Origin of the sequence: Vitreoscilla filiformis (assembly GCF_002222655.1) — a bacterium.
Classification (GTDB): domain Bacteria; phylum Pseudomonadota; class Gammaproteobacteria; order Burkholderiales; family Burkholderiaceae_C; genus Ideonella; species Ideonella filiformis.
The window spans coordinates 1,757,722-1,775,863 of the sequence record NZ_CP022423.1 but is presented as its reverse complement, the minus strand read 5'-3'; the positions used below and the strand labels follow the sequence as shown (position 1 = coordinate 1,775,863).

The following is an 18,142-nucleotide window of genomic DNA, read 5'->3' as shown; positions in this document are numbered from 1 at the left end:
GTTCAAGGTTGCAACGTCAATTGCACACCGGGTTGGGCGTTGACGTCGGGCGGGGCCACAAAAACCCGCTCGCGGGCCACGCCTTGGGCGGCCAGCGCGTCACGCACCGACACGGCCCGCTCCAGCGCCAACTGGCGGGCACGGGCCTCGGAGCCGCCAGCGCCTTCTTTCAGATCCGCCGCCCCCGTGACCAACACCTTGACCGCCGGGCGCTGCGCCAAGGCTTGCGCCGCTTGCTGCACCACCCCGGCGGCGGCGGGTGAGAGGCGCGCTTGCCCGGCCTCAAAGGTCACCCGATCCAGCGCTTCTTCACGCCCCCCGGACAACAAACTGAAGGGCGCACTCACCACCTTGGCCATCAAACCACCGAACCACTGCCCCAGCACCCCCATGACACTGAACGACGGGTTGTGCAGCGATCCACTGAGCGGCACGCTGACATCGATGGCCCCATGCCGATCCTTGAGCAGCGCCAGCGCCAGGCCGGTGGGCAGGTTGGCGGCTTCGGGGTCGCCGTTGTGACGCCCCAAGGTGAGCTGATCCACCCGCACCCGGTTCTGCCCCGTGAGCTGACCGGTGGACGCGAGGGTGTTGTTCAAATCCAGCCCCAACTTGCCGCGCTCGATGGGCTGGCCGATGTAGCGCACGCTGTACGGCGTCAACGGCGACAGCTCCAAATCATTCAGCGTGACTTGTGCATCCCCCGCCAGCGGCTGTGCCAAGGGGCGCACATGACCCGTCACGCCCAACAACCCGCTTTCCAGCACACGGCCTTGGAATTGCAGTGCGGCGGGCTCGGCCACCGCCGTGCCAAAGCGCCCCACGCGGCCACCGAACTCGCTCAAGGCCGCGATCTGCACGCCCGGACGCACGGCTTGGTCGCGCCAATCGACCCGCCAGCCGGCGAGTTCGATTTGTTTGACCTCCAAGTTCACCGGCAGCTCACCCGATGCGGACGCCGCTGGCGCCGGCGCCGCCGCCGAAGCCGGTTCGCTGGCCGCCCCCGCACCCGCCAAAGCTTGCAAATTGAGCTGGCCCTCGGCGTTGCGACGCACCCGCAGGTGAACGTCCGCCAACCGCCCGTTGGCCAACTGCACCGTGGGCTTTTGGTTGGGTTGCAAGGCCACCAGCAACCCCGTCAAACCGATGTCCTCCCAAGACAGCAGATCGTGGGCCTCATCCTGACCCACGGCTGGCGCTCGCAGCCAACCCCGGCTCAGATGCACCTCCCCTGACGCCTGCGCTCGCAGCCCCTCCGGCGGCAGACTCACCTGGGTTTGCAGGTTCAGCCCCGCTTCGGCCCGCACGATTTCCACCGGCAACGCCTTGCCAGCGTATGGCGCCAGCGCGTGAACGGGCAGGCGCTGCAACGTCAAACCGCCTTGCCAAGCCACGGGGGCCAGGCCGAGTTGCCCTTGCCAGGTGAGGTGGCCGGCGCTGTCGCTGGCCGTACCGGGCGGGGCGATTCGCAACTGGCCCTGCACACGAATCGGTGTTCCCTGGGCTGCTGGCCACGCCACCTGCGCGACGTTCAAATCCAGCGGCGCCACATCCAGCGCCACCGCGCCACCGGGCGCAGCGGCATCACGCCAATGCAAGCGCGCCCCTTCGAGGGCGAATTGATCCAGTTGCACACGCCACACCGGCCCCGAAGCCGCCGGCGCGGGCTGCGACGCCGCAGCGGGTGGCACGGCGCGCATCAAGTTGATCTGGCCTTGCGCATCCCGCGAGGCCCACACCTCCGGCTGCGCCAGGGTGACGCGCTGCACCGCGACACGGTGCGCGGCGCCATCCAAAGTCACCCCCGCCACTTCGAACGCCCGCCAAGCCAACCAATCTTCGGCTGGGCGGCCCGCAGCGGCGGCGCCGCGCACCAACACATCGTTCAAGCGCACCACGCCATCCAGCACAACCTGCGGCCCCGAAGGCGGCAAACTCACTTGGGTTTTGGCTTTCAGGCCCGCCTCGGCACGCACCAGTTGCACCGGCAGCTTCTCGCCCACGTACGGCAGCACGATGGGCACCGAAAAACGCTGAAGGTCGATCTCCCCTTGCCAAGCCAACGGCGCCAAATCGAGTTGGCCACGCCAGTTCAGCTCGCTCATGCGCGCCGGCTCGGTGCCAGGCGGGGAGAGTTTGAGGTGGCCACTCACCCGCATGGGCCGACCGGCCTGGGCCGGCCACGCCACCGAACCGACGTTCAGGTTGAACGGCGCTACATCCAGCGCCACCGGGGTGCCGCTGGGCGTCGCCTCGTCGCGCCAATGGAGCTGTGCCCCATCGATCTTGAATTCGTTCAATGCCACGCGCCACGGTTGGGCCGGCGCGGCAGCGGGCTTCGCTGCCGGCGGACTCGCTGGCTGCTGGGCCGCTGGCGGCGTGCGCACCCAGCGTTGCACATTCAGGCGCCCTTGCGCGTCCCGCAAGGCCCACGCCTGCGGCTGCTCCAGCGCGATGCGCTGCACCGCCACCTGTTGCGCCGCCAGATCCACCTCCACGCCCGCCACCTCGAACAGCTTCCAGCCCGTCCAACCGGTGGCGCGGGGGGCTTGTGGGTCTTGCACCTTCACATCGGCCAGCCGCAGGTGATTCAGCTTGACAGCCGGCGGTTGCGCCCCCGGCATCCCCTGCCAACTCGCCTGCGCCGACAGGCCGAGGGTGCCTTCCACACGCGGCACCAACCACTGAGACAGGTAGGCCGCCACTGGCGTGGGCGTCCAGCCCTGGGCCTCCACTTGGGCCGAGCCCCCTGCCTGATCGACTTGGGCTTGGAGATCGATTTGCCCTTGGTGCGCAGCCGGGGCGGCAGACGCAGCCGTTGGGGGTGGCGGCGCCTTCAGCAGTTGCAGCGTGGCTTGTAGCGTGGCGGGAGCCTGCCCCTTGGCCAATGGCCAGCGCAATTCCCGGGCTTCGAGGCGCTGAAGATCCAACGTCATGTCCGGCGCCGGCTGGAGCGTTTGGTCGCGCCAGCGGGTGGCGATGTGGTGCATGTCCAGGCGCTGCAACGTCACCGCCCAGGGTGCCGCAGGCGGCGCTGTGGCCGGTTCGACCGGCGCCGAAGCCGGTACCGACGCCGCCGATGCAGCCGATGCAGCGGGCGCACGTCCAGCCGCTGCGGGTGCGGGTGCCGTTTGCAACGCCCGCAGCCAGTTGAGCGAGCCGTCGCCAGCGCGTTGCACGTCCACCAGCACATCGTCGAGGAGCACGGCTTCCAAGCCGATTTGGCGGTTCAGCGGCTGCACATCGGCCATCTGCACGCGCAGCAAGCCCAGGCGGGCCAGGTCGGCGTCTTGCCGGTCGGTCACAGCCAACTGCGCCAGCTCGATGGTGCCGGACACCCCCACCTGCGGCGCCTGTTGCAGCGGCGCGGCAAAACGCAGCCCCAGGTCGAGTGCCAACGTGCCTTGCTTCAACTTCAATGGCACGCTGGCCGGCACGTAGGGTTGCAAGGCGGCCAAATCGAAAGCGCCTAACTTCAATTGAAGCTCGCTGGCTTTGTCGGCTGCGAAGGGCGTGGTTTTGGCATCCAGCGCCAGCGGGGTGCCGTCCAGCGTCAACGCCAGGTGGGGTTGGACGACGGTGGCGATGTCCTGCGCCGACAGGTTGGCCACAAACGGCACCCCCACGCGCAAATCGCTGATGCGGTGTTGGCGCTGCTTGGGCTGATCGTCAAACAGGAACTCCCCGCCTTCCAGTGTGACGTTGTGAACCGCAAACTTGGCCGGCTTGGCGTTCGGATCGGGCGGCGGAATCAGCGCTTGAACGCGGGCGATGAGGTCATCGATGTCATACCGCCCCTCCCCCGTGCGGGCCAAGCGGATGCGCGGCCCCTTGACCGTCACCGATTCGACCACCGCCCCGCCCCGCCACAGCGTGCTCCACGCCAGATTGGCGCTCAACTGCTCCAGCTCGAACTGCGGCGGTGCATCGGGGGTGCGCCCAGCCAGCTTCAAGCCGCCCAGCTCCAGGGACAGCGACCACGGCTGAAAACTCACCCGCGCCAGCGACACCGGGCGCCCCAGCATCTCCGACACCGTCCCCGCCACCACCCGAGGCACGATCAACGGCACCGCCGCCCACACGGCCACGCCCAACCCCGCCACGCCGCCGACCGTGTAAGCCGCCACCCGCGCCGCTCGCGGCCAGGGGCGACGCGGTGGCGATGCCGCCGGTGCAGCGTCAGCAGAGGACGCTGGAGGAGGCGGAGCGGTATCGGACGTCGGGGAAGTGGGCTCGGTCATGGGAGGTGGGGCAGGCACGCCGGAGTCGAAGAAAGTCGAACCCGATTGTGGGGCAAGGCCCATAACGACGAAACCCCTCGGACGCCACGGGGACGGGAGGGGTTCGTGGGCGACATTTCGCCCGGCAAGCACTCGGAGAGGAGCGTCCGAGCCTTGGAGGAACACCGCGAAGGCGTTCCGTTCAAAGTGCCTCGCTGTGAGACGGCCCCAGCGTAACCCGCGCCGCGCCGTCTGGCAAGGCTTCAGCGCATGATCTGTTCAAACAAGGTTTGCATGCGTGCGTCCACCTCGGGCGTCATGGCGATGGGGCGGCCCCATTCGCGTGAGGTTTCGCCCGGCCATTTGTTGGTGGCATCCAGCCCCATCTTGCCGCCCAGGCCGCTGATGGGGGAGGCGAAGTCGAGGTAGTCAATGGGTGTGTTTTCCACCAGCGTCACATCGCGCACAGGATCCATGCGGGTCGTCAGGGCCCAGACCACTTCCTTCCAATCGCGGATGTTCACATCATCATCGGTGATGATGATGAACTTGGTATACATGAACTGGCGCAAAAAGCTCCACAACCCAAACATCAACCGCTTGGCGTGGCCGGGGTAGCTCTTTTTGATGCTGATGACCGCCAGGCGGTAACTGCATCCTTCAGGCGGCAGGTAGAAATCCGCGATCTCGGGAAACTGCTTTTGCAGGATCGGCACGAACACTTCGTTGAGCGCCACGCCCAGCACGGCGGGTTCGTCGGGCGGTTTGCCGGTGTAGGTGCTGTGGTAAATCGCATCGCGCCGATGGGTCAGGCGCTGGATTTCGAACACCGGGAACCAATCCTGCTCGTTGTAGTAACCCGTGTGATCCCCGTAGGGTCCTTCGAGCGCGTGCAGGTAGCCGTTTTTCTCTTTGAGCGGCACACCGTGTTCACTCACCCCGCTGTAACCGGCTGGCGCAGGGGGAATGTGGCCCTCCAAAATCAGCTCGGCGCGGGCCGGCACCTGCAACTTCAGATCGCCCTCGCCGACGCTGCAATCGGCCAACTCGGTGTGCCCGCCACGCAGCAGACCAGCGAATTGGTATTCAGACAGCGTGTCCGGCACCGGCGTGACGGCCCCCAGCGTTGTGGCCGGATCGGCCCCCAAGGCCACCGCCATCGGGAAGGGCTGGCCGGGGTTGATGCGCCCAAAGTCGCGAAAATCCAACGCTCCGCCCCGGTGAGCCAACCACCGCATGATGACTTGGCGACGGCCAATGACCTGCTGGCGATAAATGCCCAAGTTCTGCCGCAACCGAGGCTGCGCCGCGCCACGCGGCCCGCGTGTGATCACCAGCCCCCAGGTGATGAGCGGCGCCGCATCCCCCGGCCAGCAGTGCTGAATCGGCCAGCGGCCCAAATCCACATCGGGGCCGTCCACCACCACTTCTTGACACGGCGCCGAGCGCACGCGCTGGGGTTTCATGTCCCAGACGGCCTTGGCCATGTCCCACAATTTACCGACTTCTCGTAGTGATTTGGGTGGATCCGGCTCTTTGAGCGCCGCCAGCAAACGACCGACATCCCGCAGATCGCGCACATCCTGCGCGCCCATGCCCAGGGCCACCCGGCGCGGCGTGCCAAACAGGTTGGCCAACACCGGCACGCCCCCGGTGACTGTGGTGTTTTCAAACAGCAGCGCCGGGCCGGCAGCACGCAACACCTTGTCCGCCAAGGCGGTCATCTCCAAGTGTGGCGACACCGGCTGCGCGACGCGGCGCAGCTCGCCTTGGCGCTCCAAACCGGCGATGAAGTCGCGCAAATCACGGTATTTCATATCAGAAAGTCATAAAGACAGAGGTTTTTATTGTTGACTGGTTATTTCCAGCCTTCCTACAATCTCGCCACACAAGAACGATAAGGGTCAACCCGCACTCGCCTTGATCTGGCGCAAGTGCTCGTGACAGGGAGCCCAAACCTTTGAACTGCCATGGCGGCGCGCCCAATGCGCCGTGTGACACAGCGATGGCAGCCGATTATCACCACCGCCTCCCCGGGCCCACCGCTCGCAGGGACACTGGCCGAGAGGCCAGTCAGGTGGTCAGGAAAAGGAGCTGGACATGGGAAACATGTCATGGTGGCCGCATCTGGCAGCCACAACCCGCCGCGTATCAACCGCCTTTTGGCGTGACATCGCCCGGGGGCTTTGGTACGTGAGCCACAGCATGCTCGCCCTGGTAGGGCTGGGCGTGGTGGCCGGTTCACTGTTCGTCCTCAACCACGCCGACTGGCGCCACGAACTGGAAGAACAGCTCTACGGCTGGCTTCAAGAACGTGAGGCCGAACGGTTGGTGGAGGAATTGGACAACCGTCCCCCTTCTGCCGTCGTTGTTGCCACAGCCGAGCTGAAAGCGGCCCCCCCAGCCGCCTCATCCGTATTAGAGATGATGGCCGCCAATGCGCAAGCTGCGTTCGATCTGGCCATCGAATCGAGTTTCAACCCGTTCGCGCAAAGCTCGGTCGGGGCGCAAGGGCTGATGCAGGTCATGACCCGCATCCACGACGACAAATACCAAGCTTTCGGCGGCAAGCTCACCGCCTTCGACCCTGTAACCAACCTGCGTGTGGGCGTGCAAGTGCTCTCCGAGTGCATCGCCAAAGCCGGGGGTAGTTTGGAGGAGGGGCTGAAATACTACGTCGGCGCCACCAATCTGGACAGTGATGACGGCTACGCCGCTCGCGTGCTCAATGAACAACAGTTTTTGACACGCGTCGCCTCGGGGCAAAAGGTGCCCACCTCCGTCTCGAATCAACCGGTGATGGCCCCGCCGCCCCAGCCTGAGGCGTCCCCGGTGGCTCACGCCAGCCCGGCGCAAGTGGCCTTGCTGCGTGCCGAGTCGAGCGCGCTGACGTTACACTAACGGTTCGCGCAACTGGCGATAGGGTGTCAGGCCGGCCCGCACACGGCGGCTGGCACCACGAGGTGGATCACCACCGGGGAGCGCGAGATGGCCTGATCGCCATCGCCAAAGCCGTTCGCCTGGGCAACCGCCGCTGACGCTGCTGGCGTCGGCGCGCCGGAATTCAACGCCCCGACCTGAAGGAAGCTTCTCCATGTTCGACCGCTCCCAATCGACCCTTGCCAACGTCGACCCCGAAATCTTCGCCGCCGTTCAGGCCGAAAACCTGCGCCAAGAAGAACACATCGAGCTGATCGCCAGCGAAAACTACACCTCGCCCGCCGTGATGGCCGCCCAAGGCAGCCAGCTCACCAACAAGTACGCCGAAGGCTACCCGGCCAAGCGTTACTACGGCGGCTGCGAAAACGTGGACGTGGTGGAACAACTCGCCATCGACCGCGTGAAGCAACTGTTCGGCGCCAACTTCGCCAACGTGCAGCCCAACTCCGGTTCGCAAGCCAACCAGGCCGTGTTCTTCGGCCTGCTGCAACCGGGCGACACCATCATGGGCCTGAGCCTGGCCGAAGGCGGCCACCTGACGCACGGCATGCCGCTGAACATGTCGGGCAAGTGGTTCAAGGTCGTCAGCTACGGCCTGGACGCGGCTGAAGACATCAACTACGAGCAGATGGAAGCCTTGGCGCGTGAGCACAAGCCCAAGCTGATCATCGCTGGCGCATCGGCCTTTGCCCTGCGCATTGATTTCGAGCGCTTCGCCAAAATCGCCAAGGAAATCGGCGCCTACTTCATGGTGGACATGGCCCACTATGCCGGTCTGATTGCCGCTGGCGTCTACCCGAACCCCGTGCCTCACGCCGATGTGGTGACCTCCACCACCCACAAGAGCCTGCGCGGCCCGCGTGGCGGCATCATCCTCATGAACGATGAGGCCGTGGCCAAGAAGATCAACTCGGCCATCTTCCCCGGCATCCAAGGCGGCCCGCTGATGCACGTCATTGCTGGCAAAGCTGTGGCGTTCAAGGAAGCCCTGACGCCCGAGTTCAAGGCTTACCAAGAACAAGTGGCGAAGAACGCCAAGGTGCTGGCTGAAACCTTGATCGAGCGCGGTCTGCGCATCGTTTCGGGCCGCACCGAGAGCCACGTCATGCTGGTGGATCTGCGTCCGAAGAACCTGACGGGCAAGGAAGCCGAGGCCATCCTGGGCGCCGCGCACATGACCTGCAACAAGAACGGCATCCCGAACGACCCGCAAAAGCCGATGGTGACCAGCGGCATCCGTCTGGGCACGCCGGCCATGACCACGCGGGGTTTCAAGGAAGAAGAAGCCCGCCTGACCGCCAACCTGATCGCCGATGTGCTGGACAACCCGCACGACGAAGCCAACATCGCCCGCGTGCGCGAGCAAGTGGCGGCCCTGACGGCGCGTTTCCCGGTCTACCGCTGATCGCGGATTGATCGCCCCGCATGCGCTGCCCTTTTTGCGGCCACGCCGACACCCAGGTTGCCGAGACTCGCGAATCGGACGAGGGCGGCGTGGTGCGCCGTCGGCGGCGCTGCGGGCGCTGTGAGAAGCGCTTCACCACCTATGAGCGTGCCGAAATCGCCCTGCCGTGGGTGATCAAACGCAGCGGCACGCGGGTGGAGTTTGACGTGAGCAAAATGCGCGCCTCCATGCGCCTGGCGCTCAAAAAGCGCCAGGTCAGCATCGAGCAGTTGGAAGCGGCCATCGAGCGCATCCAAGAAAAACTGCTCGCCTGTGGCGAGCGCGAAGTGCCGACCACCCGCATCGGCGAATTGGTGTTGGCCGAGCTGCGCCACATCGACAAGGTCGCTTATGTGCGTTTCGCCTCGGTCTACCGCAGTTTTGAGGATGTGGACGAGTTCAGCCGCCTGATCGGCGACATCTGAACCCGCCGCTGCTCACCAGCACGTCGCCACCGATCCGCTGCCGCTCTGGCTTTTGGCGCCGGTGTCTTCGAGGCGCAGCACGCCGCAGCGTTCGTCGGGCGTGTCCGGCGTGGCTTCGAGGCTGAACGACTGCAAATCCTCCCCCACCCGCAAGGCCAGCGTGTAGCCGTCGCTGTGTGCATAGGCCGGCGGCAGGATGGCACCGCCGTAATGCCCCCGAGCCGCATGGAAACGGTGCAAATGCTGCGTGGCCAGCATCATGGTGGATTGGGCTTGTGCCCGTCGCCCATGCTGGATGTGCTGCACATAACTCGGATACGCCACCATCGCCACGATGCCGACGATGGCCACACTCACCATCAATTCGATCAGCGTGAATCCCTGAGAACGGCGGGTGACGGACATGGTTCTTCCTCCCAACATCAAAAAACCGGGGGATTGAGCAAGGGGCGCCAGATGCGGTCGAGGATGACTTTGTCGCGGCAGCCTTCCGCGTCGGGGCTGCGGGCGCAGCGATCCGGCAAGCACAGTTCGATGTGGGCGGCATCCGCCCGGGTCAGCGCCACCAGGCAGTGATGGGGCGGGCATTTGCCCAGCGGATCGGGGCGGCAAATGGGCGTGCTGACCGCCGTGGCCGCACTGCTTGACCCTGCCGACACCAGCCCCGCCTGCGCCCCCAACACAGGCCCCATCACCGGATCGGTGCTGAGGACAGCGGCCACGCCCTGGCCTGCGGGTAAGTTCACCGTGTCGTGGGTGTTGACCACGCCATCGGCGTTGACATCGAACAGCGGTGTCGTGATGGCGGCACCGCTCCATGCATCGAGCACGAAATGGTGGGCCTGCGCCTGCGCCAGTTCGCACACGGCTGCGCGCTGCGGCGGCGTCACGCTGCTGAACAGCACCTGGCCAGCCACCCATTGCGCCGCCGACAGCACCCGCTGGCCGGCTTGCACTGTCAAATCCAACACCCATCCGTCGTGCTGGGCTGGATCGAGCGCATGGGCCGTCACGCTCAGGTAACGCTGGCCATCGCTGCCGGCAATGGGGGTGGGTTGCACTTGCTGCGTCAGCAAGCGCGCCCGATCAACGGAAACGGGCAGGGCATCCAGGGCCGAGGTTTCCAGCGGGGTGGGATCGCGCAGGCCGTAGAACGATTGCACGTTGCTGGTGGCCACGTCGATGTCATGCAACAAACGCCCCGTGCCGACCAGCACACCGACACCGCCCGCAGGATGAGGCCCCACCAACGGGGGCGCACTGAAGGGCTGGGGCCGCCCCTGGGCATCGTGCGCTGAGAACAGTGGCCGCCCGCCCCACGCCACGCCCGCGTGCTGGGGATCGGCATCGGGGAAATCGAAACGCCACAAATGGCCCTGCAAATCCCCGGCATAGGCGGCGTACACCTCTTCCTGGGCGTTGCGCAGCAGTTGCACCCCCATCAGGCCATTGCGGGCGCCATCCCCACTCGGTACACGCAAGCGCTGCACGATACGCCCCGTTTGCAGGGACACCACCAGCAACACCGCCTCGCCAGATGGGCTGTCTACCCCATTGCCCACAAAAGCGTACCCCTCGCCTCCCACCAAGCGCCCCGCTTGAAAGGGCGCGGTGACGTGGCCCAAATCCGCGTCATCGGTCAGTTCCCACTGCACAGCATCTGCCGACAAGGCTGTCACGTCGGACGTGGGCAGGGCCAGAGCGAACAACGCCCGCCCCCCAGCCCCCAAGCTGCCCACCAGCAGATTGGCCCACCGCCGCGCCGCTTCACCGCGTGGCTGGAGATAGGCATCGGTTTCCAACAACGGCCCGTCCACCCCCATCACGGGGGGCGGGGCGGTGCCTGTCGTATCCAACCGCATCACCTGAGCCATGCGCTCCAAACCGGCTTGGGGCAAATAACCAAACACCTCCCGCCCATCCGACAGCCGGAACGCGCTCAACACCCCCGCACTGCTTCCCGCCCACAACACCCCCTCGCGCCGCGCCTGGCGTGCCGCTCGGTAGGCTGGGTACGTGGCGGCGGCCTGCGCATCGCTCAAACGCTCATACCCGAGAGACGCTCCGGCCTGCACCAAGGTCGGCGGCGTGTGGACAAACGCCCCCAGCACATGCCCCCCTCGTGGCCGAAACCACTGCCCCGCCCCTTCGAAGGAGGTCTCACCGCGCACGTAGTCCACCACATGGGGAGCGCCCAGGCGCGCTTGGTTGTCCACCCCGATGCCCTCCCAGGTGAATGGCACCCCTGCCGTGCCGTTCCAAGTCACCAAGGCCCGATCCATGGGCGCAGGCAGTTGTTCGGCAGCACTCCACACCCACGCACCACCGGGCGCTGTGGCCTCGCCGGAAGCATCCACCGCGTACGCCTGCACATCCCCCCACGCAGCCGGCCAGCGGTAACGGGTAACGTAGCGCGTGAGCCCATCGACCGACAAACGCTGCCCCGCCCACGCCACGCCGCCCGACTGGATGCTGCCCCCGTGGGTTTGGGTGAGGGCCGCTTGCAAGGCGCGCTCCAAATCCTGGGCTTGCTGCACGGTGTAAAATGCCCCGCCCGTGTTGACGGCGGCATGCCAAAGATCGTCCACCCGCGCCGCCAAGGAGGTGTTCGGATCCGGCCAATGCCACTGCCCCGCCCGCAACTGTGCCAAGGTGTTGGCCCGTTCCGCCTCGTTGGTCGCTGGCAGCTCGCCCTGCAAACCCAGCCCCACGGCCAACAAACTGAGGTGCTGCCAAAACGCGGGATCGTCCGGTGTCGGGGGCACGCGGTTGGAGAGTCGGGGCATGAGGTCGGCCCAGTAATCCTGCATGACCGTGTCGGCCAGGGTGGCAGCACGCCCGGGCTGATCCGCAGGCCCGTCCCGCCGAGGGGGCGCAGCGAGAATGCGCGTGGGCTGTGCTCCCAGTGGATTGGCGTGGGCGTGATCGGGGCCGTCTTGGCCGTCCAAATCGCCAATCGCTGGGGCTGGGTCGTTGTATTGGCCGTCCGTCATCAGCAGGTGGAAGGCGCGGCGGCAGGGGGCTTGTGCCGTGTCAGCCTCGCCGGGAATCTCCAGCCAAGGGTTCCACCGATCGTTCCGCGCTCGGAAGTAACGCCCCACGGATGGCACCGCCGTGCGCAACGGGGTTTCGCCCTGGGCTTGGATGGCTTGCACCCCCTGCAACACGTGGGTCAGATGATGGGTGTCCAGCTCGCGCACCCCTTGGCGCACCACGGCCATGTGGAGCTCATCCACCCAGGCGTCGGGTTGGTTGATCGTCCCCCACCCCACACGCACCCGGCCCACCGCCCGCGCCAGGGCTTCGGACAGCGCCGCTTTGGCGATGCTCAACCGATGACGGTGGTACGTGAACCAGTTGGCAAAGTTTTGCCGCTCTTCGGCTTGGGTGCAGCGGGGGCCTGCGCAGTCGGTGCGCGCAGGATGTTTGCTCAGGGGCGCATGCTCCCCCGCGACGTTGAGGTCAAACCGCTGATAGGCAGCGGGATCGTGCGGATCGCCCCCCGATCGCAGGCGGTAATACAGCCCGGGGTGGAAATCCTGCGTCTCTGTGCGACAACCCGCCTCCCGTCCGAAGCAAAAACGGGCGGTTTGCTGCGGCCACATGCGCGTTAAATCCAGGGTGGCCAAGGTGAGCGGATCGTGCCGTGCCGCCACGGCCACCGCCTGCGACCAACGCGCACCGCTGCGCGCCACCCATGGGAGATAACGCACATCGGGGTTGTAAAACAGCGCGTTCACGTCGGGCGAGCGGTACTGCTTCTGGTAGATCGGCTCCAAGGTGGCGGGTTCGCGCCGCTGGGCCGGCACCAAGGTGAGGCCGTTGCCAGACAGCGGATCGTGCGGAAAGGCAGCCACGCTGCCGTCCTGCCCCAGCCACAGGCCGTTCACCCCTTGGCGACTGAAAAACCCATCGGGCAAAAAATCCCAGTTCATCGACCGGGAATCGTCCAGCGTCAGCATCAAGTTGGGGCGCGGGGCCTCACCTTCTTGGCTCAACAAAGGATGCTGAGCGGGCTCTGCCCCCAGGCACAGGGGCCAACACACGAGGCACCACCCTCCGCGCCGCAGCCATGGGTTCATCGCCCATCCCCCAGGCGCAACCAGGCTTGCATCCACGCCACCGATCCGGCCACGGTGCGCCCTTGTGCATTGGCGTGGTAGTCGGGGCTGAAACCCCGCGCCGTCACCAGCAGCACGGTGGCCCCATCGGCCAGCGCTTGCTCCTCAGCCAGACAGTCCGGCAAAGACAGCAGGCGAAAGGGGCTCTGCTCGGACACCATCACCGCCGCCGGCACACTGCGCGCCAACCGCCCTGGCCCCGTCCAACTGCTGGCCTGGGCCCAGTGTGATGTCACCTGACCAGCGCGCAGCGGCTGGACGGGCCAGGCCCCGTCGCTGCGCAGCAACTGCTGCTCGCAATAGCGCAGCGCCAGCTCGGCTGCTTGTTGGGCTTGAAGCTGCCCGCGTGCGCCCCAAGCCACGCGCTCGGTGCCAAACGCTTGACGCAGCAACGCCGTGGCCCCCAGGCTGCTGATGAGCAACATCACCAGCGCCAGCAAGAGCGCTGTGCCCCGCGATCGAACCGATGGCCTCATGCAGCGGCCATCCCTCGGGCGTTGCGCAGCATGACGGTCAGGGTGTAAGCCCGGTACAAACGCCGATCCAGCGGGGTGATTGAGGCCGCGAACGGATCGCACCCGACATAGGGAACAGGCTCAGGCACCATCCCATCGCTGGCGCTGCGCACCACCAAACACAGCCGCACGGCCACCACCTGCCCCCAATTCAGCACGTCAGCCGCAGGCACGTAGGCGGTCACCTGATCCGGCACCGATGCGGCCAACCCATAGTGGATATCCAGCGTCTGCACGTGATCCAGCAACGCCATGGCCTGCCCTGTGCCGCCCGAGCCTTTGCAGTACAGCGTCCCATCCACCACGTAAAAGCGGTTGTAGGACAGGTGAAATGGCACGCCGCCCGGCCCCGCCGTCGGGGCGATTTGGTTGCCTGCGCAATCCATCGGCAGCCCGTCTGAACCGAGCAAACTGTTCTGGGCATCGGCTTGGAAGGCCACGGCCAGTGCGTCTTGCCCTTTTTTGCCGCAGGTGAGTGACTGAATCGGGGCCGAGGGCTGGCTGAACTCCGTGTCGCACCCGAACACGGCGCGCAGGGCCCACGTTCGGCGCAGGGTTCCCGAAGCCTCCACCGCGATGGGCGTGCTGTACCCGGCTTGGGCGATGAAACCGCGCAGCAATGCCAGTGTCACCATGCCGTCTTCGGCCATTTGGGAGAGGGCAGTGCCCGTGCTCTGCGCCATCCACACCGCACGCCCGAGGTTGAACAGCGCCGCCAGCGACATCAGCGCCAACGCCGAAGCCACCATCAGCTCCACCAACGAAAACCCGCGTTGTGGGGCGCTCATAACCCGATTTGAAAAAAAACGCAGCGCGGCTGCGGCGACAGCGCCTGCATCCCCGGTGGACACGCTCGCTCCACGTCCCCAGGGTTCAAAGCCATGCCCCAAGCCGAAGCCTCATCACCGGACAGGGCTTGCGGATCCTTCCACATCACCCACAACTCCGCCCGGGCTGGCGTGCCAGGCAACACCCGCACGGCCCCTGTGCCTTGCGGTAACTGGCTGAACAACCCGCGCTGCCAGGTGCGCAAATCCAAATTCGCCAATTCAGCGGCGCTGCATGCCCGAGGCTGGGCACACGGCTGCGGGGCTTCGGGTGCTTGCATGGCCAATGCCGTAGGAGCCAAGTTGTAGAACGACCATCCGGCCCGGTGAGCGCGCAGGCGTTCGGCCAAATCTTGGGCCAGCAACGTGGCGGTGATGCGAAATTCGCTGGTGCGCACCTGCCGCACCGCCGCGCCGGACATGCCCACCAGCGCCATCACCCCCAAGGCCGAGAGGGCCAGCGCCACCAGAACTTCGATCAATGACGATCCGCGCTGACTTCTTTGCCGATTTATTCGCATGGCGCCGCACCGAATTTACTTGGGCTGGTATTCCAGCGAAGAGTGGTGGAGGTTAATTCTCAAATTTCCCGCACCATCTCTCACGTAACCCCATGTTTTATCGACCGTGGTGACTTTCCCATTCTTATCGGTGAAATGGACTTTCCCCATCGTAATGGCACTGTTACCATCAAGGAAGATGGCATTGTTAACAGCCTCACATTTTTTCCACCCTTTCAGGGCAAAACCTTTGTCGTTAGGGAAAGCTGGATCGCCACCAACGAAATAAGACAAAGCCCCGGCCCGTGTCGGGCGGAATGTTTGAGGGTTCACGGTAAGCGTTGGCTTAAAAAGCACGGCGCCCATCTGGTAAGCGTAAGCGGCATCGATGACCTTCTCTGCAAGGGCTTTCGCTGCTGCTTGCCCTTCTTTTTCGTAGGTGGCATTGATCTCCAGCAGAGCACTGCACCAAGCGCGTTGAGCGGCAAGGGCTTCACCCTCTGTCACTGCTTGATTGACAACAACGACCGGTTCATTGGCGGTCACGATATTCGAATGAAATACAACGACTGCTGTTAATGCCAGACACTTGATTTTCACAACAAAAACTCCTGGAGGAGGTTAAAAAATGGGGCCCGACCTTTTTACCGATTTGTTCGCATGGTAACCTCTCCTCGCACGCGGCGGGTATGTTGTACGCAATCGGCGGTTGCCATGGGGCCGAGGCCGATGAACGGCTCCGACGCTCAGATCAGTGGTTCGATTCGGTGCCAAGCGGCGGCCATCACCATCGTTCTTCCTCGGTTTTTGGCGTGATTTGCATGACTGCTTCCCCGTCTTGGCCCGACACCCTGGGCCTGTCGTCGCACCGCTTGACCGCGCTCTGGGCGCGTGAGCAAGCGGCGTTCATCGACGCTCACCCGCGTTCACGCACCCTGAGTGCCGCCGCCGCGCCGCACTGGCTGTTCGGCGTGCCCCTGCACTGGATGAACGACTGGGCCACCCCTTTCAGCCTGTACGTCGCCCACGCGCAAGGCGCCCACGTCACCGATGTGGACGGCCACACCCGCGTGGATTTTTGCCTGGGCGACACCGGCGCCATGTTCGGCCACAGCCCTGCGCCCGTGGCCGAAGCGCTGGCCCGGCAAGCGGCACGCGGCCTCACCACGATGCTGCCCGGCGAAGACACCGCCTGGATCGGCGCCGAGCTGACGCGCCGCTTTGGCTTGGCGCGTTGGCAGATGGCGCTGTCCGCGTCAGACGCCAACCGTTTCGTCATCCGCTGGGCGCGGGCGCTCACCGGGCGGACGCAGATTTTGGTGTTCAACGGCTGTTACCACGGCACGGTCGACGATGTGTTTGTGGATTTGGTTCACGGCCAGCCCCGCACCCGCGACAGCCTGCTCGGCCAAGTTCACGACATCACCCGCACCACCCGCAGCATCGAGTTCAACGATCTGGCGGCGCTGGAAGCGGCGCTGGCTGATGGTCAAGTGGCCTGTTTGTTGGCCGAACCGGTGATGACCAACATCGGCATGGTGTTGCCCGAGCCAGGGTTTTGGCAAGCTGCGCAAGCGCTGTGCCGCCGCCACGGCACGCTGTGGGTGCTGGACGAAACCCACACCCTGAGCAGCGGCCCCGGCGGTTACGCCCGTGCCCACGGCCTCACGCCCGATGGGCTGGTGCTGGGCAAACCGGTGGCAGGTGGGGTGCCGTGTGCGCTGTACGGTTTCAGCGACGCTGTGGCGCCACGCGCCGAAGCCGCCAAGCGGGCGGCACCACCGGGGCACAGCGGCATCGGCACCACGCTCACCGCCAACGGGTTGACCCTGGCGGCCCTGCGCGCCAACCTCGAACAGGTGATGACTGAGGCGGCTTATCGCCACATGATCGATCTGGCGCACACGCTGGCCGATGGCCTGCGCGGCGTGATCGCCCGGCATGGCCTGCCGTGGTGCGTCACCCAAGTGGGCGCACGCACCGAGTGCCAGTTCAGCCCCATGCCACCCCGCAACGGCAGCCAAGCCGATGCGATGTTGGTGCCCGCGCTGGAGCAACTGCTGCACTTGTATCTGCTGAATCGCGGCCTGATGATCACGCCGTTTCACAACATGATGCTGGTGTGCCCCGCCACCACGCCCGACCACGTGACCAAACTGGTAACAGCGTTCGAAACCTTCATCACCGAAACCCGCTGACCCCACCCCACCCCAACCTATCCCCTCTCCCCCTGAGAGAGGGCCGGGGTGAGGGCTACCGCTCAATACACGCCCAAGCCGAATGGTTGTGGATCGACTCAAAGTTCTCCACCTCCACCCGATAACGCCCGATGCGCACATCGGCGTTCAAGCGCAGCGCCACGTCGCGCACCAAGTCTTCGACGAACTTCGGGTTTTCGTAAGCGCGTTCGGTGATCCACTTTTCATCGGCGCGCTTGAGCATCGGCCAAATTTCGCTGGACGCTGACTCTTCGGCGTAGCGCACCAATTCATGCCACTGAATCGGCGCCCCCAGCGGATCGGCCAGCTCCACGCGAATCGTCACCAGCGAGCGCTGGTTGTGCGCTCCGTAGTCTGAGATTTCTTTGGAGCACGGGCACAGGCTTTTCACCGGCACACCGACTTCGAGCCAAATCGCATCCCGCCCGTTGCGGCGCTCGGCCACGAACGCCCCTTCGTGATCCAACAAACTTTGCAGGCCCGACACCGGCGCCCGCTTCTTGATGAAAAACGCAAACCGCGCTTCGATGCTGCCTTCGCTGGCGTGCAGCTTGTCCAGCATCACGGCGAGCTGGCGGTGCAGCTCGGCGGCGTCCATCGGCGCGTCCAGCGCTTCCAGCCACGCCACGAAGCGCGACATGTGCGTGCCTTTTTGCTCGGCAGGCAAGGCCACGTCCAACGTCCAACGGGCGGCGGTGGATTGTTCGGCACCGCCCACGCGCACGGTGAGCGGGTAACGCACACCCTTGACGCCCACGCGCTGGATCGCCACATGGCGCTCGTCGCGTTCGCTTTGGGTGTCGGGGATGTGCAGAGCTTCGGTGAGATGGGTCATAACGCAAAAACCTTGGCCGCCCCATGTGGGCAGCGTCAGGCGTCAGCATGTCAGCAAACGCAAGGCGGTGCTGTCACAAGGATGATCGGGCGCGGC

13 protein-coding genes and 1 riboswitch are annotated in these 18,142 nt (G+C 65.5%); of the genes, 4 read left to right on the top strand and 9 right to left on the bottom strand.

Annotated features, from left to right (window positions below; translation table 11 throughout):
* Nucleotides 1-2: 2 nt before the first annotated feature.
* Nucleotides 3-4,241 carry a DUF748 domain-containing protein gene (locus VITFI_RS08430; RefSeq protein ID WP_198301372.1) on the bottom strand — a complete coding sequence of 1,413 codons (4,239 nt, stop codon included), beginning with the start codon at nt 4,239-4,241 and terminating at the stop codon, nt 3-5.
* A gap of 242 nt (nt 4,242-4,483) precedes the next feature.
* Complete coding sequence (locus VITFI_RS08425; RefSeq protein ID WP_089416569.1) at nt 4,484-6,037, bottom strand: UbiD family decarboxylase; 1,554 nt, start codon at nt 6,035-6,037, stop codon at nt 4,484-4,486.
* A gap of 388 nt (nt 6,038-6,425) precedes the next feature.
* On the opposite strand from VITFI_RS08425, the gene VITFI_RS08420 reads away from it, so the two are divergent.
* From VITFI_RS08420 to nrdR, 3 genes are all read left to right on the top strand, one after another.
* Nucleotides 6,426-7,121 (top strand): lytic transglycosylase domain-containing protein, encoded by a 696-nt coding sequence (locus tag VITFI_RS08420; RefSeq protein ID WP_198301371.1) that lies wholly within the window; start codon nt 6,426-6,428, stop codon nt 7,119-7,121.
* Nucleotides 7,120-7,253: riboswitch (ZMP/ZTP riboswitch) on the top strand. It overlaps the preceding gene by 2 nt.
* 61 nt (nt 7,254-7,314) lie before the next feature.
* Nucleotides 7,315-8,565, top strand: coding sequence for a serine hydroxymethyltransferase (glyA, locus tag VITFI_RS08415; RefSeq protein WP_089416567.1), 1,251 nt, complete (start codon nt 7,315-7,317; stop codon nt 8,563-8,565).
* 20 nt (nt 8,566-8,585) lie between these two features.
* Nucleotides 8,586-9,029 (top strand): transcriptional regulator NrdR, encoded by a 444-nt coding sequence (nrdR, locus tag VITFI_RS08410; RefSeq protein WP_089416566.1) that lies wholly within the window; start codon nt 8,586-8,588, stop codon nt 9,027-9,029.
* A 12-nt stretch (nt 9,030-9,041) separates the two neighbouring features.
* Here the strand turns inward: nrdR and VITFI_RS08405 are convergent, their stop codons facing one another.
* The 6 genes from VITFI_RS08405 to VITFI_RS08380 form a co-directional block, all read right to left on the bottom strand.
* Nucleotides 9,042-9,434 (bottom strand): type IV pilin protein, encoded by a 393-nt coding sequence (locus VITFI_RS08405; protein ID WP_198301370.1) that lies wholly within the window; start codon nt 9,432-9,434, stop codon nt 9,042-9,044.
* A gap of 17 nt (nt 9,435-9,451) precedes the next feature.
* Nucleotides 9,452-13,027, bottom strand: coding sequence for a pilus assembly protein (locus tag VITFI_RS08400; protein ID WP_157725613.1), 3,576 nt, complete (start codon nt 13,025-13,027; stop codon nt 9,452-9,454).
* A gap of 80 nt (nt 13,028-13,107) precedes the next feature.
* Entirely contained in the window at nt 13,108-13,626 is a 519-nt protein-coding gene (locus tag VITFI_RS08395; protein ID WP_157725612.1) for a hypothetical protein, read from the bottom strand.
* On the bottom strand, nt 13,623-14,453 hold the full coding sequence (locus VITFI_RS08390) for a PilW family protein (RefSeq protein ID WP_089418046.1): 831 nt from the start codon (nt 14,451-14,453) through the stop codon (nt 13,623-13,625). The genes VITFI_RS08395 and VITFI_RS08390 overlap by 4 nt, the downstream gene beginning before the upstream one ends.
* Nucleotides 14,450-15,013 (bottom strand): type IV pilus modification protein PilV, encoded by a 564-nt coding sequence (gene pilV, locus VITFI_RS08385; protein WP_089416563.1) that lies wholly within the window; start codon nt 15,011-15,013, stop codon nt 14,450-14,452. Before pilV ends, VITFI_RS08390 begins: the two co-directional genes overlap by 4 nt.
* Nucleotides 15,014-15,028: 15 nt before the next feature.
* Entirely contained in the window at nt 15,029-15,592 is a 564-nt protein-coding gene (locus tag VITFI_RS08380; RefSeq protein WP_089416562.1) for a hypothetical protein, read from the bottom strand.
* Nucleotides 15,593-15,813: 221 nt separating this feature from the next.
* On the opposite strand from VITFI_RS08380, the gene VITFI_RS08375 reads away from it, so the two are divergent.
* Nucleotides 15,814-17,190, top strand: coding sequence for an aspartate aminotransferase family protein (locus VITFI_RS08375; RefSeq protein WP_089416561.1), 1,377 nt, complete (start codon nt 15,814-15,816; stop codon nt 17,188-17,190).
* Nucleotides 17,191-17,245: 55 nt separating this feature from the next.
* Here VITFI_RS08375 and folE2 read toward each other — a convergent pair whose 3' ends face one another.
* Nucleotides 17,246-18,046, bottom strand: coding sequence for a GTP cyclohydrolase FolE2 (folE2, locus tag VITFI_RS08370; protein ID WP_089416560.1), 801 nt, complete (start codon nt 18,044-18,046; stop codon nt 17,246-17,248).
* Between the last annotated feature and the right edge of the window lie 96 nt (nt 18,047-18,142).